This window comes from Planococcus salinarum, from assembly GCF_007004625.1.
Taxonomy (GTDB): Bacteria; Bacillota; Bacilli; order Bacillales_A; family Planococcaceae; genus Planococcus; species Planococcus salinarum.
Genome location: NZ_VIFV01000004.1, coordinates 72252 through 87675, shown reverse-complemented (window position 1 = coordinate 87675; position 15424 = coordinate 72252). Strand labels below are relative to the sequence as shown.

Here is a 15424-nt window from a genome sequence, read left to right as displayed (position 1 = left end):
TAATTAAGTTCTATTCAAATTTTATGTAATTTATTCTAGCACCAGATGAAACCACTCAGTTTCTTGCAAGAAATCTTCTCTGGTAAGCTGTTGGCCTGAAATCTTTTGCCGATAAGAAGTGATGGTCCCATCATGCGTGACAATATAGATTCGCTTGCGTCGAAGGCTCCGGCAAAAACCAATGAATTCTTCAGCCAGCAAGTTAAATTCATCTTCAGGTAGGACATTAATGCCCCTTGACCACAAAGAAGAAGATAGGTTTTGTGCAGGAACAAAAGACGGAAATCCCTCTTGAAATCTTTCCAGATCGAGCAATTCATCACAGGGCAATGTCGTAGCAGCCATTCGGGCAGGGAATATACGTGGGCCTACCAAAGGATGTACCAATTTCCCGCACTCTATATTCTCACTCCAGATTGAAGCAGTTTGGAGTGTTCTTAAAGTCGGGCTGACGATCAAAACGTCTTCAGAAGTTAACGGAAGGGTAGACCTTAACTTTTTCGCCTGGATCTTCCCTTGGATGCTCAACGAAGGATTACTCAAGTGAAGACTTTCTGGCAAATCCAATGTATGTTCGCCTTGGCCATGGCGAATAAAAATCAATTCCACCTTTCTACCTCCCCTTAAATAGCTTCACTCTTGTTTGATTGAATCTGAATGTAATTTAATTACCAATAAGTTACATTCACTATCGGATATAAATTCCTGCTGATTACAACCTTAATTAGAGTTGAAGTAAAGAATCATAATACATATCAAAATCAAGATAACTGAAGTGAAACAACCAATATTACCTAAACTACTAAAATCCCCAGTAAAAGTTTTATTGATCGAATCAGAAAAATTGGCCATAGGATTCTTTTTATACTCTTTATTTCTCCATTTTTCCTTGATAGTAGTTCACCTCTATTCTGTAATTCCGTATTAAAGTTTTAGAGAAAACGAATGTAACTTAACTGCACTTAAGTTACATTCAGAATCAACTAGACCAACCTCATTACAATCGCTAATGTACCCCATTTATTTTCTAAATCTGAAGAATAAATCTTATGTATGGTTTCTACTCTTTCTTCAATCTCTCTACCCACAGCATCAAATTGTTCAGCTGGAATATCTTCATACATTTCCCTGAACGAGGAATACCTTTTTAATGCTTGTATCTCTACACGAACTTTTTCGTTTTCCTCTGGCAACTTTGTAAACTCAATGGTATCTCCTTTTCTTAAATTTCTTCTCTTTTGATCATTTAACCGCACTTCTACCGTTTTCATTCCCGATTTAATTGAATTAAAAGGTCCTTCATAAAGCCCCATCTTATATTCCATATCCATCCTCCAAAGTTATTATTATTTTGCAGCCATACTAAAGAAAGGTAGTACTAGCATTAAATACATACGACATTAATTGATGAAGGAATTATTACCTTTACCAGCCACTATATAAATATTAACATTAATTTCCACTAATTCATAAAAGATTTGAGCAAGTTTTCTTAAAGTAAAAGCGTTCGTAAAAGTACACTTCTGCGAAAAAAAAAAGAAAATCTGAGCAACTAACTACTAAATCGCTCAGATTTTGCTTCGTTCTATTCAAATATACATCCAGCAGATTCGATGCCTGCTATAACTCTTCCTTGTTTTTCTCCCTGTACTTCTTCACTTTTGAAATCGTTCCGCACGCTCTTCCGTGTGGACTCTTCGCATTCATGCTGCACCATTTTTTTGTCGCACTTTTCGACTGGTCAAAGAATGCCCATTTACAGTCCGGGCAAATCTTGATCCTATGGAATGAGTTGGCTTGAATCAGTTGCAGAATATCCACTAGCACCTGATTGATCAAGCTATCGGTTTTGGAGTAAAACCTTACTTCTGCAGCCGGTCCCGCACCATTTGCTTTGATAGTGAAATCAAGATCCCTTTCGCTTATCAAGGTATTGACTCTCTCCATTTCACTTGCTTCGATTGCGCTCCTGAGTCTCGTTCGAAAATTTAGTACCTCTTCCAATAAATCGTCGCTATTTCGTTCAGGATAAACTGCGTTCATAAAATGGGCGAGATCTGTGGTTTTCTCTAAATGCTCCTTTGGCGTTCGTTCTTTATTCGGTATTTCCCATGTATTTAAGAAGGACACCACGCGTTCAGCTGTCTTCATATTGTAACCACCTATTCATTTTACTGGTTGCTTTTCTCTTTAGTATAGCATATGATGGCATTAATTAAGTAACCATCAAAATATTTAGATGGTTACAAGAGAAGGAGAGAGACATATAATGAGGGCTTCGTTATCCATTTTATTATTATCAGCTTTTTTAATGAATTTGGCCGGATTTGCTGTTATATCATTTTTGGCTGTTTACCTATCTAATACGTTGCATTACTCGGCAGCTCAGACCGGGACCATATTGTCCATCATGGTTATGTCTTCAAGAGGGCTTCCATTGCTCACAGGTATCCTGGGTGATAAATATGGTTATAAGAAACTGATGGGCGTGGGATTAGTCACGAGAGGAACAGGGTTTATCCTGTTGGCATTTGCACCATCCTTCTTCTGGACAGCTATCGCAGCCCTTTTAATAGGTATTGGTACAGCTTGCTATGAACCTTCCGCGCTGGCATTTTTCTCGTCCGAGCCACATGAAAAGAAAAGGAAAGAAGCCTTTACCTATCTCAACTTTGCTTTAAATGGCGGGGCAATTGTCGGTCCCTTGCTTGGCGGATTGCTCTTACTGTTCGATCCTCGGTACCCTTTTCTGATCAGCGGCTTAGTTTTTTTCTTCCTCTTCTTCATCCAACTGTCCATGATTCAGGAAAAACGCACGCCTAATCTTATTCAACGGTCGATTCGGTCGGATCTTAGCCAGTTATTCTCAAACAAGCCTTATTTATATTATTGTTTCTCGATGATTTTCTTCTGGTTTATGTTTGCGCAATTAACCGTAGCTATCCCCTTACATATGTTCGTTATTTCAAAAAGTGAAAGTCTCGTCGCTTTGACCATTACCGTTAACGCTTTATCGGGTCTATTGCTTATGTTGCTGTTCCGGAAACTTTTTCTCTCCGTTCATTCTTTCCGATTGATAAAGGTAGGAATGCTTGTAATGGCAAGTTCATTTCTTTTCATCAGCTTTAGCAGCTCCCCTTACTGGCTTCTTGTGTGCATTGTCGTATTCACAATCGGGGAAACGCTTGTATTGCCGTCTTCCGATATTGCCATTTCGGAGTTTACAAACGGACAATCTCCTGGAATATACTATGGTTTTTTTGAGCTTTCGTTTGCATTAGGTGCTACGTTGGGCAATTACACAGGGGCTTATTTTATAAATGATTCTTCGACGACCTTTTGGCCATGGACAATATTCTTTATCATCGGACTAGTTGGTTCTATTTTGGTTGGCAGACTCAAGGTGCTCGAACGAACAAAGGAGCCGTTGGAAATCTTTCAGCACCAATCCTAAAATATAGAGGCCATTGCATAATAAATCTCTTGCGTAGCATCCCTTTTCAAAGCGTTCGTAAAAGTACACTTTTACAAACTAAAAGGAAGAAAAGTAGCAAAATTTTAGCTTCTTTCCTTCCAGCATTAATATGGATTATTACTATTCAAGTAATCCATAACCGTAGCAACACGTTCTTCGACGGAATGGTCACCTTCGATTCTTAATATCGGACAAGATAAATCAGCCATCCACTGTTCGTGCAAGGCTTTGCTCCTGACTTCCATGCCGGCATGATCGTACAGGGAAGCCCATTCTAAAAAAGTTTGCGATTGTTCGTATTTGCTGCCGCCAGCGAGCGCTTCCTTTCCGTAACGTTCCACTTCCCGCTGTTGTAGTCTTGCAAGCCTAACTTCTGGTGGAATCCACAAGAAAATAACCAGGTCAAAATAAGGCATGAAGCAGTCTCCCCAGCCAGCAACGGCTCCTGATAGAATCCATTGCTCAGAACGCGACAAATCCTTCCTGAGCATTTCCTTTCTTTCAGGAACGGGTCTTTGTTCTATGAATTTGGTTATCCAAAAATATTCATCTGTATCGAAGTGAGTATGCGGCAGGATTTTTGCTAACGAGTTGCCAAGTGTCGATGTTCCTGACCCTGCAGCTCCTATGATATGAATTTTGCTATTCATCATTTTTCCTCCCATCCATCCCACTGTGTTCATCCGAGTGTTAGTTTTGAAAGCAAAATACCGCCTTAAATTGATACGCTTTACGCTATTTTATTCTTTCATACACATGAAAAGAGTAAGAATACGGATTACTATCGTCCTGAATACCTTCTTTAGTCGAGACTTCCATCCACTTAGAGAAGTCTACTTCCGGAAAGAATGTATCACCTTGGAACTCGTGATGGATTTTGGTGATGTGCATTTTTTCTACATAGGGTAGGAATGCTTTATATACCTCTTCTCCCCCAAAAATGAAGATTTCTTTTTCATCTTTACATAGCTCAAAGACCTCTTGAATGGAATGTGCCACTTCGCATCCTTTAAAGAAGAAATCCGGATTTCTTGTCAAAACAATATTTCTTCTTTCGGGCAAAACCCTTCCGATGGATTCGAAATTTCTTCTGCCTATAATTATTGGATACCCTCTGGTGGTTTCCTTCACATACTCCCAATCTCTTGGAATTCTCCAAGGAATGTCATTTTTTTTACCAATAACTCGATTTCTATCCATAGCCACAATAAAAGTTACTTTCACCTAAAACGCATCCTTTCAAAAAACTACCCTTGATTCACCATTCGCTTTTAAATCCTAAAAGTCCTTCCCAAAAATTTGTATCAGTTACTCACCAAATATGTAATTGAAAGAAGTGAATAACCGTTCGTAAAAGTACATTTACATGGACGAAAAAAAGGAAGAGACTTTCTATGAAGTCCCTTCCTTACCTATAACCCCCCATCTGTAAACAAATTATGACTCGCTACACAAACAATTAGACAAGATGTATTCAATCTACTTGAGCTCTCATTGGTCTCATAATTTGCTTTTGATATCTCCAAGTAATGAAAATAAACAAGCTAATAATACTTAAGACGATCGGCATAGAAAACAATGTCCAAGCACTAGGAGAATAATATTTTATTTGATGGGCAGCTTCAACAGTCTCCAAATAGGATTGCTTGTATTCAAATTGTACTACCCATCCATTGTTTGCCATAGCCATCGTCCCAATGTCATATTCGTTTGGAACAATCGATTCGGTGATTTCCCCGCCCTCACCTAAGACAAGCGAAGCTCTTTCATAATCAATGGGAAATACAGTGGTTGGCCCCTCTTGTGACGTACTAGTATCCTCAATATCTTCAGTTGAGAATATCGCAATATGTTGCAATTGCTCCTGGTATTGTTCAAAAATGGTTTGCAGCGCCGTCTCATTCGGTCTATCCTGCGCTGATAGCGCAGTAAAAGCTTTCGCCATTATATCCTGCTGCTGCTGTTCCACCCGTTGAGCTTCTTGCTGATCCTCCTGCCATATGGCCAATTCATTAAAAGAGAACACTAAGAGGATTATGGTGATAAACAGTGAAAGCCAAAAAGAAGCTTTTAAGAATTTCGTGAAGTTTCCCTGGGCCGTCAAAAACCGCGCTACTTTTTCAAATGGCTTTTTTTGCTCGATGCGCATGGGGAGCTCTACTTGTTCTACGTCATCAAATTCCGTTCTCATATGCTGTAAAACTCGAGAACATGAATCACACTGACTCATATGTTGCTCGATAAACACTTTGCTTTCATCGCTGCACAATTGATCTATATAGGAAGGCAATAAATCTCGGACGATGTAACATTCATTCTTCATAAACAGTCCCTCGCTCTCTCAACTTTAATTTAGCTCTGTAAAAGGTTACTCTGGCCCAGTTTTCATTTCGTTGATGAATTTCACCAATTTCTTTGAAGGATAAACCTCCTAGTAATCGCAGCAACACAATTTCTTTAAATGGCTCTCCCAATAAATGAACCATACGGAAAAGTTCAATTTTATTTTCGTTAACAATGAGTTCCTGTTCTAAAGATATTCCTAGATCATTTGTATGTAGTTGATTCGCTTGCTTTACTTCCTTATCAACATACTTATAATAGGTATGCTTCGCAATTTGACACAGCCAAACCGACAATTTGGATTCGCCGTTGTAATTATCGATCGAACGGATTGCTTGATAAAAGGTTTCCTGCGTTAACTCTTCTGCCAAATCCGTATTTCGACACAGTGTAATCAAATATTTATAAACTTGTTCCGCATGTTGTTCATATAATTCCGTAAGTTCATCCACTCTTCTACCTCCCTTCACCCTATATATCCGAAATAACCACATTTCGTTACATGCTTTTTAAAATTTTTCAATTTTTATATTTTAACATTCAAAATTTTATTCATGATGAATCCATTAATAATTAAGTGTTACCAAAGCATTCAAAGAGTCACTTCTCCAAACAAAAAGAGGAGAAACTCATGCTTGAGCCTCCTCTCTTCCGATAATCTACTGATATGTAAACTTGTACCGATTCGAAATCTGATTTTATAGCCTTACGGAACAGCCTATTGAATGTTATATATTTTCTAGCAATTTCACTTTCGCTTGATACTCCTAAAAGTTCAACAGAATAAGGGTTCTGAATGTAACTTGCTTTGTATTATGTTACATTCAATTTACCTATTGTTAACTAATCTTTTATAGCTTTTCATTAATTTTTTTCTTAAAATGTTTACGCTCTATAGAATTATGCAATAGTCTTCGTAGTTTCTTTCTGGAAGTTAAATAGGTTTTTAGTTCATCATCTTTCTTTATCAGTTCAACCAAAGATGGAGACTCTAAAATAAGTTGCTCGAACCAATATTTTTTCTGAAGCTGCTTTAAGTTAAATTCAATTTTTTTGTCCTTGGAAAGAAAACTATATTTTATTTGTCCAAATAGTGCTTTCAACATATCCCAAAGACCTTCTCCGGCAACATCTACTATCATCCTTAACACCTACTTTACTCTTCTTTTTTTATCGTTTTATTTTCAATATTTGAATGTAACTTACTTGATATTAAGTTACATTCGGTTTTCATATTCCAAAATGGTAAAGAAAGAGGTTCTCTTCTTCCAATCTTTCAATCATCGAGAGCAATCTTTTTAGTAATTCAAGAACGTTATCCCTACTGTAAAATAAATGCTCATACTCACCCAATATATTTTTTTTGGAAGAAACCACAAATTCTCCAGCTAACTCCAATTTTTCAGGGGAGTTTGTAAATAAAGAATGCCAAGCCGTAAAAATACTTTTCATAGTTGCTGCTGACGTATGATCAAAAAGAGTGACACCATAACAATCTATTCCTTTTACTTCTCTGGTCATCGATAATGCTGGATACTTACATGGAATCCAATTCAAAGAATCTGCTATATATTGAATCAAATCGTCCGGGATATCTATGGAGTCAATAATGTCTGGATTTTTCTCACTGCTGCTCATCAATTCATGATAGGTAACTGTATTGGATACTAAGAAAAATTCGTGTTCTAAACTCATATTTCACCCCACCTGAATCTTTTAATTTCTAAGAATTCGAATGTAACTTAATTACCATTAAGTTACATTCATTTCTAGTGATTTTATTAGACTCCTACAGAAGCTATAATGGCGATACTCCATGTAATTAGTACAAATGAAGTTGTGAGCCAGATTGTATTAACTATTGTTTTCTCATCCCTTTTTACCTTCTTGATTATGGATACAAGGTTAAGGCAAAAAATAATACTCAAAATCGGAATGAGATATATACCAATAAAAAGAAAAGCACTTTCCATGTAATTCACCCCCTCTATTTTTTCACTTACTGCACTTTTAGGCTGCTAGCTTTAGAATATTAAATATTTTCGAATGTAACTTAACTGCACTTAAGTTATATTCAATTCCTACTTTCCACAATCAGGAACAGCTAAAAAAGAGCAAGAAAAAATCATCACTCAATTATGCAGGATATCTCAACCAATACTATGTTCTAAAAAAGGTCTATGTTAAAGTTTCATATTGATTTAACTTGTCGAAATAACTTCTATATAAATGGCAGTTCTCTTCATTTCATTGTTCTAATTACTTATTAAACTAACGCGCCCCGTTAGTTTAAGATGGTTTCATACGAATCTTTTGAATTAGTTTAATTATCACTATAAGAGAAATAAAAGTTACTATTACCGAGTACCAATATTTATCCCAGGAATAATACCTCAAACAACAATTTCCGCTGTATGTATAAGGTAGTGGTGGGTCTATTATTGGATGATCTAATGTTACAAATGGTATAGGGAAACCAACATCATAAGGAAAAGCGGATTGTAGTTCAGCCTTATCTTCAATCTTAACCCCATCTTGAAAACCTGTGATTAGTACGAAAATTAGCGAAAAGAAAAATACCCCCATATACAGTAGAAAATTCTTCACACAATCCCCCCTTGTTTTAGAACAAGTAAACGTAAACTTCTGTAAATTAAAAAGAGAGCTCTTCGTACGAAGTCATCTCTCTTCCTATAATCTGATGATATGTAAACCAATATTTTTTTGTAGTTTAGATTTTGAACCGCCAAGTACTTATTGTTAAAAATTTTGAGTGGCACATTGCCAATTAAGGTTTATAAAACTACGTTTACTTAAAATCAAATTCGGAAAAGTCATATTCTATGCGCTCCTCTTCATACGCGTACGCACTGTTTCCAATTACCTTATTTGAAATTTCTTCCTGGATAGTTCTAATTATGTTTTCATTTATCCCATAGTTGTTAAATAACAAAACTAAGGCATCAAAGTAAAATAGCAGATAAGGAACTTCTTGATGAGCTGAGTTCACAATTTCATTATAAGGCAACCAAATTCCCCAGTTGATTATTTTTTCTTTCTGGTTCAGATCCGGTCCTTTCACTTCCACTTTGTGGGTAGTAGTGCTTGTTGATACGATAAGATTAAAATACCTAAACTCTTTTTCTCTTGAAGTAAGTCTCAGTTCAGACTTCATTTTTTCATTAAGCACTTTTCGGATTTCTAAGTCAATTTTATGGCTTATGGAAAAACTGCACTTCACTTCTGGAAACAAACTACTTGTTAAGATCTCCATGGAAGTTCTATCCTCCTATTTTTTGCCTAGCTTATTTTGATGACTAGGCGGAAACTGTCTGTGTTAAAGTAACTTCTAATAAGTCCTGGTTTGCAAACCAAAATTACTTAATTAAGCAATCTTACGGCCGTCACTCACGTAAAATTGCTTCGACTTCTTTCTGTTTGTAGCTATAATGCTTTTTTTCAACAAAAATAAAAGTGGTTAGGTTCGGCAATTCGAGAAGAGGGCTGAAGTCTCCATCTGTAATCGTCGTATTACCCCCGATAAAAATTTTCTTCAAGTGTAAACAATTTTTTAAGGGTTCGATTGATTGAATATCTCCACAGTTAGTAAGTATGAATTTTCTTAAATTCTCCAATCCTTCGATTTCGTCTAATTTTTCGATTCGCTTACAGCTATCAAACTCTATCTCTTCCAAACTTTTTAAAGCATTAAGTGATTCAAGTGAAATTAGTTTGGGGCAGCTGTATAAATCCAACAGCTGTAAGTTTTTTAAGTGATTGATTCCGTTCAATGTCTGAAGTTTTGTTGAAGTCAGCTGTAGGCTTTTTAAGCAAACAAGTTGCTGTAAAGGCATCAGATCCTCAAACGGATAATTTGTGAGATTCAACCGTTCCAAAGTTGAAACTTTCCACCACTTTTTTAGCTTCTTGCTGTGTCTACTAAAAAAAATTCTAAGGTGTTTGAATTGGCTTATATCCAGTTCTACAGACAAATTACATTCTAGTCCAATATGTTCGAGAGTTGGAAGGTGATGCAAGACACTTACATCTTTGATGTCAAATGCATATATTTCAATACCTTTTAAAAAGTCCAGTGATTTTAAGAAATCAATGTCTTGATCTTCCCAATCGACACTTCTGCTAAGACGCAGATGTTGGATTCCTTGTTCTAACATGACATTTTTTAACTGTTCATTCCAATAGCTAGTTAATACCATTGTGGTTCCTGTTTCTTTTTCACCAGAGTCGATAAAATATAAGCTTGAAGACTGTGCCATTTAGAAGTTCCCCCTACCCTAGAATTGTAGTGCAACTTTTTGAATACACTTAGACCCTAAGTAAATAGTTGGCATTGATCTGAAAAACAATTCGTTTCTCGATCAATTTTTTTAGAAACAGAAATAGGTTTTTCCAAACTGAGTCACTACTAGTAATCAAGCGATTTCGTCCATGAGGTACCTCCCAAAATGCGGTCGATAATATGTTCCGCTTCCCAGACCGCTGCTACCTCAAGACCTTCGCACGCTTCTTCAGTTGCATCCCGGATCTGGCCTTTGTAATAGATCGCGTATTCCCCAGCACGCTTATCCTTAATGCAAGATGGAGGTGGCCATTCTTTCTCTTCCGTTTCAAAAGGCCGGTTTTCTACAAAAGGCCACTCTCCCGACTTGAGCGCTGATTCATAAACACCAACGATAAACTGGTACTCTTCGTCCTGCGGCAAGTCATTGAGGCCGTTGCCAATATACCGGTAGATTCCAATTCCAGCATCCCGAAAAGCCCTTCCGAAGGCGTATGTACTATCAGGAAGTGGAATGGCATAAACATCGCCTACTTTTCGTCTTCTTCGTTTGGTCATTCTGCTCATCCCTTTCGTTCGAAAACCTGATTAACGCTCGTTTTCTAAACAACTTCCATAAATTCTATTGCACATGACCACATTTATTTATCAGTTTCTTCGTTCAGTAATGCTTCATCAAACCAAACATCCACATAGTCTCCCGCAATCAGAAAACGCCATCCCGGAGCCAATCCAAGGTATTTAGTGATGTCCTTTAGCCACTCTTCGATATGTACTGTATGATAAGGCACAAAAAATTCAGGGTCATCCGACACTTCTTCTCCTGTCCAGATAAACCAGCCTGAGGTGCCTTCGTCGGGATACATGCGGAGTCCATTGATTGGCATTATTCCTTGTTTAGCGTTATAGGCCACTCCGATTTTTTCCCGATTAACGGTTGGCAAGAACGCTGAGCCATACTTTTCGCAAATCCTTTTTTGTTCGATTGATATATTCATTTCTATTGTATCCATTTCTACATTACTATTAACGGACTCTTTACTTCTGATTGTTGCTAAAATATCCCCTAACCCGTTTATCAGCTTGGTTGTTAGTTTCATATCCTTTACAAACCTTTCTTTAAAACGTTCTGCAGAAAAAGTTATATCCGTCTATTTTCTCCATGTTCTAGCAAGCGTTGATTTGTAGACTAACATAATGTCGACTATCTCATTGGTTATCAAGTTCTTCTACATATGCTAGAAATAAATTTTGAAGTTCTCCTTCAGTGTCCATTGAATTAAGGAGTAATTTAGGTTCGATCGAATCGTCTGCTTGCGTTACATGTCCATCAATGATCCCTAAAACAGTAGAAACCGTATCGATCATGGTTTGTTCAATGATTTCAAATAACATCACTCTTTGTTCATCCGTTAAATCATTGTAGAAATTGATTGTTCCTTTCCCCTTCTCATCAGTATGTGAATCTATCGCTATGTTCTGATACATATCTTTGTAAAGTTCGAGGTTTTCTTTCACGATTGATTCGTAAAGAGATTTAGCAAATCTTTCAACCAACGCTTCATTCATTGGACTTCCTCTTTTCATTCAGAATTAACATCTACTTTTTCAGCTTGTTTACGCACTTTCTTTAAAGAACATGAATGCTGTCAATGGCAATTGATTTTTCCTGTTCCGTTAACCGGACCGTGCAGGTTAATGTCAAATCCGACTTTTCTCCGTCGACCCATAGTTCATATTCCAGCACCCACTCAGGCTCATCGTCAATCTCATAGAGTTCAAGGTTTTTGTAGTCTGTTTCAGGTGATGCTGTCAATGTTCCCCCGTAATCATCTAGTTGCTCCTTCAGTTCTTCCACGGTATAAGGTCCGCTTCTTTCCGTTTCTACAATTAATTCTAAATTGCCGCTAACCAAGTCTTCGACTAATGGTTTGAGCAGAGCAAGAATCTCACTTTTCTCTCTCATACACTGCACCTCTGTTTTTTTAGACGCTTTTCATAAATATACACAGGAACTCATTTGATGACTAGTTAAATTTGGAAATAAAAACGTTCGTAAAAGTACACCTTTACGAACATCTGAAAAACAGCTAAAAGAGGCCGAAAAGAGCGTTCGCAAACGTGGCAAAACACTTTACGAACGTCCACCATTTTCCGCACACCTTTCCGAACAGTTTTAATGGAGGAGAAATGCCAAAAAAAAAAAAAGCCCGAAAGGACTTTTAATTATACCAGCTGCCAACGATCGGATAGCTGAAATATTCGTCGTTCAGGGCGTTGATGATACCAAGGATCGGTATGATCACTCCGATGAGTCCGAATACAATCAGCAATGGAATGCCGATCAACACGATGACGAGCAGGCTGGAAACGAAAATCAGTGCTCCCAGAACCAACTGGAACAGCAGGGCCTCTATGGACAAGCGTTTGACATCTTTGTCTTCCGACATCAGATAGACGATGAACGGCACAAGGAATGGAGCAAAAAACGCGCTGGCGTGGACGAGGATTTTCAACCCTTTGGTTTCCATGTTCATTACCTCCAGTAGGATTACTTCTTATACTCTTACTACGGATGAACTGCCACCAGGTTTCATACTTATTGACTGATTCGCAAAATTACTTTGCCGAATTGCTGGGATGATCCAGAACTGCATTGTTGGTGGGAACCGATCAGCTGGAAGCAGATTTGCTAAGTCATCAAAAAAGATCTTGGAAACCCTTTTTTATACGCGTAATATTCAGATTCCTTAAATTGAAGTACTCAGCAAGAATAAGAGATTCCTGCTGAGCACTTTTTCATCTGGCCTTTCTTCAGTTAAGCCGAGAATCCGCTGTACTTACCAGACCAGCCTTTGATCTTTGTTCACCGATTTAAATAATCAGTAACTGCTCCTTTTGAAGAACAGGAAACATTATGCGCATATTTGCCAAGTACGCCTTTTTTGTGGAGCGGCGGAGCTACCCATTGCTTGCGGCGTTCTTCCAATTCGGATTCGGAAACATCCATGGTAATTTCCTGTAATTCAGAATCGATGGTGATGACATCGCCTTCCTTCAGCAAGCCGATCGGTCCGCCCACTTGAGCTTCCGGCGAAATATGCCCCACAACCAAACCATGTGTGCCGCCTGAAAACCGTCCGTCTGTCAATAACGCGACAGATGCATCCATGCCTTTGCCGACAAGAATTGCAGATACCGACAGCATTTCCGGCATTCCCGGACCGCCTTTTGGCCCTACATAACGGATGACTAATACATCGCCTTCATTGATTTCGTTTGCCATAACGGCTGCAGTTGCTTCTTTTTCATTATTGTAGACGCGAGCTGGACCCGTATGGCGCTTCACTTTCACCCCGGATACTTTCGCTACGGCACCGTTCGGCGAAAGATTGCCTTTCAGAACGATCAATGGGCCATCTTTGCGTTTCGGATTGTCGAAAGGCATAATGACTTTCTGCCCTTCCTCCAAAGCCGGGGCTTCCTTCAGATTTTCCGCCACTGTTTTGCCGGTGACCGTCATGCAGTCCCCATGCAGATAACCTCCTTCAAGCAACATTTTCATCACAGCTTGTACGCCGCCGACCCTGTGCAGGTCCTGCATGACATATTTACCGCTCGGCTTCAAGTCCGCCAAATGCGGCACAGTTTTTTGCATGCGGTTAAAATCATCAATCGTCAAATCTACTTCTGCGGCATGGGCAATTGCCAATAGATGCAGGACGGCATTCGTCGATCCACCGAGTGCCATGACAACAGTGATGGCATTTTCAAATGCTTCTTTTGTCATGATGTCTTTCGGGTAAATATCCAGTTCCAGCAGGTTGTGTACTGCTGCACCAGCTTTTTCGCAATCGACTAATTTTTCTGCAGATACCGCCGGATTGGAAGAGCTTCCAGGCAAACTCATTCCCATTGCTTCAGCAGCCGATGCCATCGTGTTGGCTGTATACATCCCACCGCATGATCCCGCTCCCGGGCAGGCGTTGCACTCGATACTGCGAAGCGTATCATCGTTGATGTCGCCATTATTGTGCTGGCCAACACCTTCAAATACCGAGACAATGTCAATGTCCTGGCCACTGTGGCGTCCTGGAGAAATTGTTCCTCCGTAAACAAAAACAGCTGGCACTTCAGAGTTTGCAATCGCAATCAAACAACCCGGTATGTTCTTGTCACAACCTCCAATCGCCACTAAGCCATCCAGGCTTTCTGCTCCGACAACTGTTTCTATCGAATCGGCAATGACATCGCGGCTTGACAGGGAATACTTCATGCCTTCTGTCCCCATTGAAATGCCATCGGAAACTGTGATTGTGTTAAAGATGAATGGTACGCCTCCCGCTTCCTTCGCTCCTTTTTTTGCGCTGATCGCCAAGTCATCAATATGTATATTGCACGGCGTCACTTCGCTCCAAGTACTGGCGACGCCAATCATAGGTTTCTTGAAGTCTTCATCTGTAACCCCAACTGAACGAAGCATGGCACGATTGGGTGCTTTCATCGCCCCTTCACTGAATACTTTGCTGTTAATGCGCAAATCTTTTTTCATAATTATCCTATCCTTTCTTTTTATACATTATAGAGTAGATTTGTCAGAATTCAATGAATAAAATAATTATTTTTACAATTGTCATATAACTTACATATGTATGCGGTTACATTTTTCTGTAATTTTTTCGGGTTGTATGCAATATATTTCTCTATAATTACCTTCTCTAGAATAACTTTCTTTCTGGATGTCACTGAAAACAAGCAGTCTTACTGAATATATGTGACCGTCCATGTTTTTTCTCCAAACTCTGCCACACTAAAAAAAGCCCCGAAGGACTTTTGAGAAGTTTCGAAAACATTCTTTTTCTACGCTAAATGGAGCGCATGTGAGAGTTATTACTCTTCCAGACTCCAGCACCCGCCTCCTCGAGTCATAAGGAGCGGAATGGACGCTTTCGCATTTCTTAGTTATACCAGCTGCCGACAATCGGATAGCTGAAATATTGGTCGTTCAGGGCGTTGATGATACCAAGGATTGGTATGATCACTCCGATGAGTCCGAATACAATCAGCATTGGAATGCCGATCAACACGATGACGAGCAGGCTGGAAACGAAAATCAGTGCTCCCAGAACCAACTGGAACAGCAGGGCCTCTATGGACAAGCGTTTGACATCTTTGTCTTCCGACATCAGATACACGATGAACGGCACAAGGAATGGAGCAAAAAACGCGCTGGCGTGGACGAGGATTTTCAACCCTTTGGTTTCCATGTTCATTACCTCCAGTGAAATTTTTTCTTATACTCTTAT

General features: G+C 38.9%; 20 protein-coding genes. 1 reads left to right on the top strand and 19 read right to left on the bottom strand.

The genetic code is table 11. The features are described 5' to 3' along the window. Positions 1-30: 30 nt before the first annotated feature. The 4 genes from DIJ65_RS05200 to DIJ65_RS05190 all read right to left on the bottom strand — a co-directional run bounded on the left by DIJ65_RS05200 (position 31) and on the right by DIJ65_RS05190 (position 2151). Positions 31-609 carry a histidine phosphatase family protein gene (locus tag DIJ65_RS05200; protein ID WP_117301595.1) on the bottom strand — a complete coding sequence of 193 codons (579 nt, stop codon included), beginning with the start codon at positions 607-609 and terminating at the stop codon, positions 31-33. Between the two features lie 111 nt (positions 610-720). Further along, complete coding sequence (locus DIJ65_RS16690) at positions 721-894, bottom strand: DUF6366 family protein (RefSeq protein WP_391527596.1); 174 nt, start codon at positions 892-894, stop codon at positions 721-723. Positions 895-983: 89 nt separating this feature from the next. After that, on the bottom strand, positions 984-1325 hold the full coding sequence (locus DIJ65_RS05195) for an ASCH domain-containing protein (RefSeq protein ID WP_185959494.1): 342 nt from the start codon (positions 1323-1325) through the stop codon (positions 984-986). A 295-nt stretch (positions 1326-1620) separates the two neighbouring features. Then, a complete protein-coding gene (locus DIJ65_RS05190) occupies positions 1621-2151 on the bottom strand; it encodes a CGNR zinc finger domain-containing protein (RefSeq protein WP_117301598.1) in 531 nt (176 codons plus the stop codon). 118 nt (positions 2152-2269) lie between these two features. Here DIJ65_RS05190 and DIJ65_RS05185 point away from each other — a divergent pair, with 118 nt between their 5' ends. Next, on the top strand, positions 2270-3454 hold the full coding sequence (locus DIJ65_RS05185; protein WP_185959493.1) for an MDR family MFS transporter: 1185 nt from the start codon (positions 2270-2272) through the stop codon (positions 3452-3454). A gap of 125 nt (positions 3455-3579) precedes the next feature. Here DIJ65_RS05185 and DIJ65_RS05180 read toward each other — a convergent pair whose 3' ends face one another. From DIJ65_RS05180 to DIJ65_RS05110, 15 genes are all read right to left on the bottom strand, one after another. Further along, positions 3580-4125, bottom strand: a complete 546-nt coding sequence (locus DIJ65_RS05180) for an ATP-binding protein (RefSeq protein ID WP_117301602.1) — start codon at positions 4123-4125, stop codon at positions 3580-3582. 85 nt (positions 4126-4210) lie between these two features. Further along, positions 4211-4699, bottom strand: coding sequence for a dihydrofolate reductase (locus tag DIJ65_RS05175; RefSeq protein WP_117301604.1), 489 nt, complete (start codon positions 4697-4699; stop codon positions 4211-4213). Between the two features lie 250 nt (positions 4700-4949). Then, on the bottom strand, positions 4950-5798 hold the full coding sequence (locus DIJ65_RS05170; protein WP_117301606.1) for a zf-HC2 domain-containing protein: 849 nt from the start codon (positions 5796-5798) through the stop codon (positions 4950-4952). After that, the gene (locus tag DIJ65_RS05165; RefSeq protein ID WP_117301608.1) at positions 5788-6270 is read right to left on the bottom strand and encodes an RNA polymerase sigma factor; all 483 of its coding nucleotides are present in this window, start codon (positions 6268-6270) and stop codon (positions 5788-5790) included. Before DIJ65_RS05165 ends, DIJ65_RS05170 begins: the two co-directional genes overlap by 11 nt. 399 nt (positions 6271-6669) lie before the next feature. After that, positions 6670-6960, bottom strand: coding sequence for a hypothetical protein (locus DIJ65_RS05160; RefSeq protein WP_117301609.1), 291 nt, complete (start codon positions 6958-6960; stop codon positions 6670-6672). 88 nt (positions 6961-7048) lie between these two features. Then, entirely contained in the window at positions 7049-7513 is a 465-nt protein-coding gene (locus DIJ65_RS05155) for a hypothetical protein (protein WP_117301611.1), read from the bottom strand. A 1114-nt stretch (positions 7514-8627) separates the two neighbouring features. Beyond that, positions 8628-9092, bottom strand: a complete 465-nt coding sequence (locus DIJ65_RS05150; protein ID WP_117301616.1) for a hypothetical protein — start codon at positions 9090-9092, stop codon at positions 8628-8630. Positions 9093-9222: 130 nt separating this feature from the next. Then, a complete protein-coding gene (locus tag DIJ65_RS05145) occupies positions 9223-10095 on the bottom strand; it encodes a leucine-rich repeat domain-containing protein (protein ID WP_117301618.1) in 873 nt (290 codons plus the stop codon). Positions 10096-10244: 149 nt separating this feature from the next. Beyond that, on the bottom strand, positions 10245-10676 hold the full coding sequence (locus DIJ65_RS05140; RefSeq protein ID WP_221930609.1) for an Imm26 family immunity protein: 432 nt from the start codon (positions 10674-10676) through the stop codon (positions 10245-10247). 83 nt (positions 10677-10759) lie between these two features. Further along, the gene (locus tag DIJ65_RS05135; protein WP_230321371.1) at positions 10760-11218 is read right to left on the bottom strand and encodes an immunity protein Imm33 domain-containing protein; all 459 of its coding nucleotides are present in this window, start codon (positions 11216-11218) and stop codon (positions 10760-10762) included. A 109-nt stretch (positions 11219-11327) separates the two neighbouring features. Then, positions 11328-11687, bottom strand: a complete 360-nt coding sequence (locus DIJ65_RS05130; protein WP_230321373.1) for a transposase — start codon at positions 11685-11687, stop codon at positions 11328-11330. Positions 11688-11748: 61 nt separating this feature from the next. Continuing rightward, positions 11749-12084 carry a DUF7668 domain-containing protein gene (locus DIJ65_RS05125; protein ID WP_117301621.1) on the bottom strand — a complete coding sequence of 112 codons (336 nt, stop codon included), beginning with the start codon at positions 12082-12084 and terminating at the stop codon, positions 11749-11751. Between the two features lie 256 nt (positions 12085-12340). After that, a complete protein-coding gene (locus tag DIJ65_RS05120; RefSeq protein WP_071152083.1) occupies positions 12341-12649 on the bottom strand; it encodes a DUF4870 domain-containing protein in 309 nt (102 codons plus the stop codon). 335 nt (positions 12650-12984) lie between these two features. After that, positions 12985-14670, bottom strand: coding sequence for a dihydroxy-acid dehydratase (gene ilvD / locus DIJ65_RS05115; RefSeq protein WP_071152082.1), 1686 nt, complete (start codon positions 14668-14670; stop codon positions 12985-12987). Between the two features lie 406 nt (positions 14671-15076). Further along, positions 15077-15385, bottom strand: coding sequence for a DUF4870 domain-containing protein (locus DIJ65_RS05110; protein WP_071152081.1), 309 nt, complete (start codon positions 15383-15385; stop codon positions 15077-15079). Between the last annotated feature and the right edge of the window lie 39 nt (positions 15386-15424).